Source organism: Bacillota bacterium, assembly GCA_013178125.1.
GTDB lineage: Bacteria > Bacillota > SHA-98 > Ch115 > JABLXJ01 > JABLXL01.
The window spans coordinates 95,892-103,156 of the sequence record JABLXJ010000003.1; the positions used below are offsets into that span (position 1 = coordinate 95,892).

The 7,265-nt window shown below is 53.1% G+C and carries 5 protein-coding genes; 2 read left to right on the forward strand and 3 right to left on the reverse strand.

Annotation, left to right across the window (positions count from 1 at the left end; genetic code table 11):
* The first annotated feature begins 50 nt into the window (after positions 1-50).
* Entirely contained in the window at positions 51-926 is an 876-nt protein-coding gene (locus tag HPY71_04420) for a sugar ABC transporter permease (GenBank protein NPV52751.1), read from the forward strand.
* A 68-nt stretch (positions 927-994) separates the two neighbouring features.
* A complete protein-coding gene (locus HPY71_04425; protein ID NPV52752.1) occupies positions 995-1,867 on the forward strand; it encodes a carbohydrate ABC transporter permease in 873 nt (290 codons plus the stop codon).
* 536 nt (positions 1,868-2,403) lie between these two features.
* Here the strand turns inward: HPY71_04425 and HPY71_04430 are convergent.
* The 3 genes from HPY71_04430 to HPY71_04440 form a co-directional block, all read right to left on the reverse strand.
* On the reverse strand, positions 2,404-4,572 hold the full coding sequence (locus HPY71_04430; GenBank protein ID NPV52753.1) for a CoA-binding protein: 2,169 nt from the start codon (positions 4,570-4,572) through the stop codon (positions 2,404-2,406).
* Positions 4,573-4,992: 420 nt separating this feature from the next.
* Entirely contained in the window at positions 4,993-5,217 is a 225-nt protein-coding gene (locus HPY71_04435; protein NPV52754.1) for a zinc ribbon domain-containing protein, read from the reverse strand.
* Positions 5,218-5,332: 115 nt separating this feature from the next.
* Positions 5,333-6,850 (reverse strand): tetratricopeptide repeat protein, encoded by a 1,518-nt coding sequence (locus HPY71_04440; GenBank protein ID NPV52755.1) that lies wholly within the window; start codon positions 6,848-6,850, stop codon positions 5,333-5,335.
* Positions 6,851-7,265 lie beyond the last annotated feature (415 nt).

The following is a 7,265-nucleotide window of genomic DNA, read 5'->3' on the forward strand; positions in this document are numbered from 1 at the left end:
GAGCGGCTTGCGACATGGTGGGTCTGGAGGTTGGCTTGTTCTAGACCCACATGTCGCAAGCTGAAGGGGGTGTCAGGGCCTTGTGGAAGAGCAAGATTAAATTCGCCTTTCTGATTCCTGCGGTAGTATGGGTCCTCATATTCACCATCTTCCCTCTAATCTACTCACTGAGGATGAGCTTTTTCAATATCCGGATCGGGCAAGGCGATGTTTTCATCGGCCTCACCAATTTCGCCAGGGTTTTCACAAATGAACAGGCACGGAGCGCGGCGCTTGTCACCTTAAAAATCGTCGTCGTAGCGGTCGCCGTGGAGCTCGTGCTGGGCCTTGCGCTCGCTGTCTTATTCAACCGCGTCATGCCCGCAAGAGGGCTGCTGCGCACCATCCTCACGATGCCGCTTTTCGCTACGCCGATAGCCATAGGTTATCTCTTTTTCACCATCTTCTATGAAGAAGGTGGGCTCATAAACGGCTTGATACCCTGGAAAGTCCCATGGCTCTCGGACCCCGGGCTGGCCGCTCTCTCCATATCCATGGTGGACATATGGCAGTGGACCCCGTTCTGTTTTCTTGTGTTCCTTGCTGCGTTGCAGGGTCTTTCCGATGAATTGTACGAAGCGGCCATGATCGAGGCGTCCTCAGGTTGGCAGATATTCCGCTATATCACCCTGCCACTCATTCAACCAACGATCGTCATAGTCCTGCTTCTCAGGCTCGCGGAGGCATTGAAGCTCTTCGATATACCTTTCAGCCTCACAGGAGGTGGCCCGGGCACGGCTACTCAGGTTTACTCGCTCTTCACATACAGGACGGGACTGCGCTTTTTCGACCTCGGGTTCGCATCCGCCCTCTCATATGTGATGTTGGTTGTGGTCATGATAATCGTGAGCTTCTTCTTCAGGCACCTGCGGCAGATATACGACTGATTTTAGCCTACGACTGATGACCGACTCGAGTTAATCTATTTATATTATAAATCTACTCATTTGAAGGGATGAAGGGAAAGGAGGACGGGGGGTTGAGCAGCACACGCAGGCGAACTAAAAGCGTTATTATCCTGATTTTGGCCATCGCTGCTGCATTGTGGGCCTTTATGCCGTTTTACTGGGCGCTGAGCACGAGCCTGAGGAGCCCTCTCGAGACATTTACAGTAGCGGGCCTCGGGGTGCCATTCGTCCAGTTCAAGCCGACGCTCGCCAACTGGATCGACCAGTTATCTATAGGCGAGACGCAGCGAGCCCTCGTGAACAGCACCATCGTCGCAGTATTCTCGACCATCATCGCTTTGATCCTGGGCATCCCGGCCGCGTATGCCCTGGCGAGGTTCCGGTTCTTTACCATAAAGAATAGGGATATTACGGTATGGTTCCTTTCCCAGAGGGTGCTGCCGCCCGTTGTGACGGTGATCCCATTTTTTCTGATGATGCGCTCGGCAAGGCTCCTGGATACCAGGACGGCTCTCATCCTTGCAAATGCCACGTTCATTCTCCCCTTTGTCGTTGTGATTATGCGCCAGACGTTTGCGGATTTGCCCCTGGAGCTCGAGGAGTCCGCCCTTGTCGACGGGGCAACCCATCTCAGCATTTTGAGGAATATATCCTTGCCGCTGGCGGCACCCGCGATCGCCGCTACAGCCCTGATTATATTGGCCTTTACCTGGAATGAATTCCTTTTTGCGCTCACCATCGGGAGCCGGCAGGCCGTCACAATACCCGTCCACATGGCGGGCGCAGTGGATACCCGCGGGGTCCAGTTCTGGTTCATGGCCGTCCGGGCGCTCGTTGCCATGCTGCCGCCAACGTTGCTTGCGCTCTTTGCCCAGCGCTATATTGTCCGGGGTCTCACGCTGGGAGCGCTCAAAGGCTAGCTCCCCAAGCATGCGTAGTGACAACTTTCTTGGCAGGTCACGCGCAGGAGTGCCAAATTTATGGGCAGGTACTCGCTCATCTTGCCAATATTCTTGGCAGTTTGCCCCGGTCAAAGGTGAAAGTGCCAATATTCTTGGCAGGTCGCGCGTAAAAGTGCCAAGATTCTAGGCAGTTTTGCCGCACTCAGGGGTTAGCCTGCCTAATTTCTTGGTAGAGTGGGGGCGGGCCTGCCAAATTCCTTGGCAGGGGGGTGGGGGGTGGGGCATCCTGCCAAGTTTCTTTGCAGGCGCCGTGTGGCGCCTGCGTCTGGAATTTATTTTACGTCGCATAATAGATATTATGTTAACTAAAAATCGAAGAGGCCCAAAAAGGACCAGAAAAAGGCCCGGGAATGAGTCGCTGGTCAAGCATGTAACCTGAACCACCTGAACCAGTTAGTTTAAGTTCATTTCCCGGGCCTGTCCGTCTTCCTAATTGTGTTCCTCAATGTACAACGTTGCTTTCCAAATTGACAAATTTGGATTGACAAATTTGGTTACTGCGCTACCGCGCTGCCCGGCATTACACTGTCCACCACTTCCTGCTTCCTCGTCTCCTTTGAAGGCGCCAGCATGATCTTCACATCAAGTGCCGACAGGCCCTTCTCATAGGCGAATACAGGATTGATATCTAGCTCGGCGATCTCGGGGAAATCCAGAGTGAGCTGGGCGATCCTGGCTATGGCGTCAACCAGGGCGTCCATATCCGCCGGAGCCTCTCCACGAAATCCGCGCAACAGCGTATATGCCTTTGTCTCCTTGATCATATCCTCGATCTGCCGTCTCGTAAGCTTATAGGCCATCCGGAATGATACATCCTTCAGGAGGTTGACGTAGATGCCGCCCATGCCGAACATGATCATCGGACCGAACTGCGGATCACGTGACATCCCTATGATCATCTCGCGCCCCGGAGGCATCATTTTCTGCACCTCGATGCCTGAAATCTGTGCATTCGGCATCTTGATCCGCACCGTTGAAATGATCTCGTTGAAATTCCTGCGGATGTCATCAGCTGATCTGATGTTGAGCTTGACGCCGCCCAGGTCCGTCTTGTGCTGGATTTTGGGGGCCGCTAGCTTCAGTACGACCGGATATCCCATTTTCTCAGCGGCTTTTACAGCCTCTTCGACCGTCGTAGCCAGAACAGACGGAGCCGCCGGAATTCCATATGCATCAGCCACCTGTGCGGCCTCGCTCCCGATCAGATTGGTGCGCGAATCCTCCCGGACCGACGCGAAGATGGCGGCAACACGCTCCCTGTCCGGTGCGGGCCTCAAAGCCCGTTCCCTACCCTCTTTTTCAATTTGCTTCCTTAAAATGGAATATTTAGTAATTCCATCTAGAGCGTTAACGGCCGGCTCGGGGAACGGGAAGGTCGCGATGCCAGATTTCTCGAGATAGTCGACAGCACCTCCCACGAGCTCTCCGCCCATAAATGAGGCCAGGACCGGCTTCCCAGGATGTCTTGAGCGAATACCCACAAGAGCCTCAGCGGTCTCTTCAGGTTGAGTAACAGTTTGGGGGGTGAGCAAAACCAGCACGCTATCGACGTTTTCATCAGACATAATGTGCTCCATCGCATAGGCATAGCGGTCAGCACGAGCATCCCCGATAACATCCACCGGGTTATGAATATTGGCCGTTTCAGGAAGCCCAACCTTCAAAGCCTCTGTCACCCTATTGGAGAATTGGGCCATGGTCAGGGCAGAGGCTTCAATATTGTCGGTAGTTATGATGCCTGGCCCGCCAGCGTTGGTCAGGATGGCTACCCTGTTACCTCTGGGGAGCGGCTGGCTCGTAAATGTCGCCGCGAGCGAGAACAGATCATCGAGCTTTTTGACGCGCATTACATTGCACTGTTTAAATACGGTTTCATAGACGCGGTCGTTCCCGGCAAGAGAACCTGTATGTGACGATGCGGCCCGGGCCCCCGCCGCGCTCGTGCCCGATTTAAAGACGATTACAGGCTTTACCTGGCTGGCAGCGCGCGCGACGTCCATGAAGCGCTGGCCCCCTGTGATGCTCTCGATATAGCAGATAATAACCTTTGTATCAGGATCGCCGGCAAGATAATCTATAAAATCGGTCTCATCAAGACCAGCCTTATTGCCAAGGCTTATAAACTTGCTGAATCCCAGGCCTCGCGTAACGCTCCAGTCCAGAATCGCAGAGCCAAGCGCCCCGCTCTGAGAGATGAAGGCAATATCCCCCGACAGGGCAAACTTGGGAGCAAAAGAGGCATCCAGGGGCGTCCGTGTGTCCATAACGCCGAGGCAGTTCGGCCCAACCAGCATCATAGAGTAGCGATTGCAGATCTCGGCGAGCTCCCGCTCCAGCTTGGCACCGGCAGACCCCGTTTCTTTGAACCCAGCCGTAATGACGATCAGGCTCCGGACGCCGCTCTTACCGCACTCCTCTGCAGCGGCTAGGACGCCGGAAGTCGGTATAACTATAATCGCCAGTTCGGCCTTTACCTCAGAGATACTTGGGTAGCAGCGCAAACCGGCGATTTCAGTTTCTTTAGGGTTAATGGGGTATATGTCCCCCTTGAACCCGCTGTTTATCACATTTTTTAAGATCGAATTGCCTACCTTACCTTCAACCTTTGAAGCACCAATCACAGCAACGGATTTTGGCCGAAAAAGCGTGCGCAAATCAGCCATAATCTACAGATCATCTCCTCAAAACGTGGTCGATATCGTCAGCGATAGTCAGTGTATGATTTAATTCCCTCTCTGGTTTGAAAATAAACCGCGGGCGAGGCCCTCACCAGCTCGGGCCCGTAACAGCACCCCCCTCCCCTAATATAAATAAAACACGCGAAGATACATTAAACACCGAAAAATATTAAGCTAAGAAAACAAGCGGATTATGGTAAAACCAGGGAAAATTGAAAACAAGAACCGGCACAGGCATGCATAATAATCCCCCCTTCCCCCATGATAATCTGGGGGCTTTCACAGAGAGAAAACCTGGACGCCGCGCCACGTTTACATGTTTATCATTCATTGTTTATATAGAATTTTGGCCGCTACTATGGTAACATAGAAGGCTAACGCATGTCAAGGGAAAGAAAATGCTCCCTAATGCCCGCAGGTGCTGCAACTCCCGCCCCCACAGGAGGTGCACCCTCCACTTGAAATTGAGCTGCTCTTGAAGCTCGAACCGCTGTTGTATCCGAAGGTTGAAAGCAGTTTCTTGACATTCGCTGCGCCGCACCTAGGGCACTTTACGCCTTCGGCGCTGCCTGTTACCAGCTCCTCAAACCTTGCCCCGCATGATACACATGAGAATTCATATAAAGCCAAGTGCATCAACCCCTTGTTCTACGTTGCTCTGCGTTGTTCTACGTTCTCGACCTACATTCCTTCGAACCGCGACAACTATATACTGTAAATACTGTAATTACACTATTTCATTATACTACTTCTTATTGATCTTTGAAAGCATCTCCCTGGCCTTCTGGTTCCGCGGATCAGCTTCGAGCGCCCTTCGCAGTTCAGAGCGGGCATCATCGGTCATGTTTTTGGCGTTGTATGCAACGGCAAGATGGTAGTGGGCTATTGATAGCATATCCGGCGCAAAGTCCGTCTCAAACAGCAGGGCCCTCCTCAAAGTCCTGATAGCATCATCCAGCGAGCCTTTTTTGTAATATGCCCAGCCAAGGCTATCCATGAAGACCGGGTTCGCAGGCTCGAGGCTGATCGCCCTTTCCAGGAGGTTTATAGCGCCATCGACGTCCTTCCCCGAATCAGCATACAAGAAGCCGAGATTATTATAGGCGGTGGCATTCTGAGGTTCGGCAGTGATCACCGTCTTGAACTGTTTTTCAGCATCTTCGAATCTTCCGAGCTCCATGTAGGCGAGGCCCAAATTATTACGTGCCAAAGTGTGTGCTGGCTCGAGCTCTATGACGCGCTTAAAGGCCTCCACCGCCTTTTCGTAATGTCTCTTTTCCATGAGCGACAGGCCTTCCTTGAATTTCGCCCTCATCTCATCGATCTCTTTCACCTTGAATATGTCATCTTTCACCCCGATATTTACCTTCACGTCCCGTACCACCTGGATGAGCTCGCCGTCCCTCGTCTGAAAGACGGCCTTTGCGGGGAGCCACAACCCCCTGGCCGCCCGCGTCATTGTAATGGTCCCGAGGCGATTGCCATCAACGCCGAGCACCATCATGGAATACTCCCTATCGCCCGGCTTGAGTGCCGCGCCGCCGGACCCGGATTCAGATGACGAGGCCTTGAGAAACGCCCGTATCCCAAAGAGTCTAGCAATCTCGCCTTGAAGTATTGCAGCATCATCCGCCGCAACCCAGAGCTTCTCCCGGGCCTCACTCCCGCTACGTGCGCCCGCGCCGGAGGAGTCGAAGGGCAGTGAATCGGTCGGCATGGTCAAAATGAAGCACTCCCGGCCGAGGATGTTATCGGACCCGACGTATTCCAGATTGCTGATCTTGCTCGCGTCCTGCACCACAAATCTTAGGCTGAACATCAGCAGGTCGAGCATTGATATATCGAGGTCCTTCATGAGCCTCGGCCTGCCACCCTTCGGGATTAATATCCTATCGCCCCCCGAGAGGATTATGCGATCTCCGACCCGGTCGCTGCCGGCGCCTCCAGCGCTCTGCGCGCCTGCGGGGGCGTCTGGTTGCATGTATTCTATGAAGAATCGCCCGGGCTTCTTGAATGTTATATGCAGGCTTATGACCTTGCTCACACCATTCTCGGTATATGTGTTGACGAAGACAGCCTTGAAGTCCTTTATATCCCTGGTCGCTGCCTCTATATTTGATATGATCTGGTCGCGGGATGGCCCGGCCGCCGAGGCTCCTATCCCCAGAAATACTGCAATCCCCATCCCAGTCAGTATTGCCGCAGCCATAAGCCTAAAGACAGGAGAACGCAGGCGATTTCGAATCAAATGCCCAACGCCCATATCTCAATACCCCCTCAACATTGCGGTGCAGGACTCCGCTATCACCCTCCCTTGTTATTCTGCGCCATGCCCTTAAATTCCTCTTCCTTTTTCCTACGGTTTCTTTATCCGCAGGTTTTTCTTTAATTTTTATCTGCATCTGTATCTGTATCTGTGCCTTATCTTATCTTATCTTATCTGCTCTGCTCTGCTCTGCTCCTTGTATGCTTTCTCTATGCTTCCTCATTAGGTCCTCACGATTCACGGCCCCACCCTCCTCGCGCCTCGCATCCTCGCACTCGCGCGCTCGCCAGGGTTCCGTCAAAGTTCCACCAATATCTGGCTCCAACTGGCTGCAAAATTTGGATCTGGCTTTTCCCGCCGTCATAGTGTATCATTAGTGTATGAGCAATTCAGAGTTGGCTTCCCTAGTTGT